Origin of the sequence: Micromonospora sp. DT4 (assembly GCF_049841675.1) — a bacterium.
Taxonomy (GTDB): domain Bacteria; phylum Actinomycetota; class Actinomycetes; order Mycobacteriales; family Micromonosporaceae; genus Micromonospora.
In genome coordinates, this window is the sequence record NZ_JBNCKT010000217.1 from 1 (window position 1) to 591 (window position 591).

General features: G+C 71.2%; 1 protein-coding gene. It reads left to right on the forward strand.

Annotation, left to right across the window (positions count from 1 at the left end; all coding sequences use genetic code 11):
- Positions 1-222: 222 nt before the first annotated feature.
- Entirely contained in the window at positions 223-378 is a 156-nt protein-coding gene (locus ACLQ24_RS28805; RefSeq protein ID WP_425894884.1) for a hypothetical protein, read from the forward strand.
- Positions 379-591 lie beyond the last annotated feature (213 nt).

Sequence of the window (591 nt, forward strand, 5' to 3'; positions counted from 1 at the left end):
ATCGACATCGCCACCATCAAGATCTGGCTCCGCGACCTCGCCCGCGAAACCTGATCCACAAGACACGGCCTAGCTCGCGAGCAACGGATCATCATGCGGTACCGCGATGCTCTCGGAAAGGAGGGCGTCGTCATCGCGCTGCAGTTGCTCGTACTCTGCCGGGGGCAATCGCCGTCGGCCTGAACGCCGGCGGCACGGCGGGGACTCGCCCGGCGTCTCGACGTGGAGGGGCTGACACCACTTGCGGTCACCTGGCCGGAGACCGACCTGATCGCGGTTCCACAACCGGCGCCGGCCAGGATGGCGTCCGACGTCGCGCCGGACTCGCCCCGCCCGACGGGCACCGACGCCCGCACCTCGTTGGTGAGCGCCACCTAGCCCGTTCGAGAGCACGGGCGCAGACATCGAAGGATCAGACCCCGTCTGCAGGCCGCCCGTCCCGAACGGCATCGAGGCCGGCCGCTGCCCGGGAAGGGGCTGGCAATGACGTGGTGGAACGGCCGGTTACACCGTCGTGGGGGGGGGCGCGGGGGGGGGCGCGGGCGGGGGGGCGCGCCCCCGGGGGGGAGTAGAAAAAGCGGGCCACACCCA